The organism is Streptomyces lydicus (assembly GCF_000717345.1).
Classification (GTDB): domain Bacteria; phylum Actinomycetota; class Actinomycetes; order Streptomycetales; family Streptomycetaceae; genus Streptomyces; species Streptomyces lydicus.
This window is the reverse complement of record NZ_JNZA01000126.1, coordinates 1-208: the sequence shown is the minus strand read 5'-3', so window position 1 is coordinate 208 and position 208 is coordinate 1. Positions and strand designations below refer to the sequence as shown.

The 208-nt window shown below is 64.4% G+C and carries 1 protein-coding gene; it reads left to right on the top strand.

The window, feature by feature from the left end:
• Positions 1-208, top strand: a 208-nt coding sequence (locus OO62_RS36275) for a sigma factor (protein ID WP_033271992.1), incomplete at both ends; no start/stop codon positions are given.

The window sequence follows — 208 nt, the reverse complement described above, 5'->3', positions numbered from 1 at the left end:
GCAGTTCTTCGACCGGCTGCGGGACCTCGAAGAGGGCACCCATGAGTACCAGTACGCGCGCAACACCCTCATCGAGATGAACATGTCGATGGTCCGCTACGTGGCCCGCCGCTACCGCAACCGCGGCGACGACATGGAGGACATCGTCCAGGTCGGCACCATCGGCCTGATCAAGGCCATCGACCGCTTCGACCTCACCCGCGAGGTG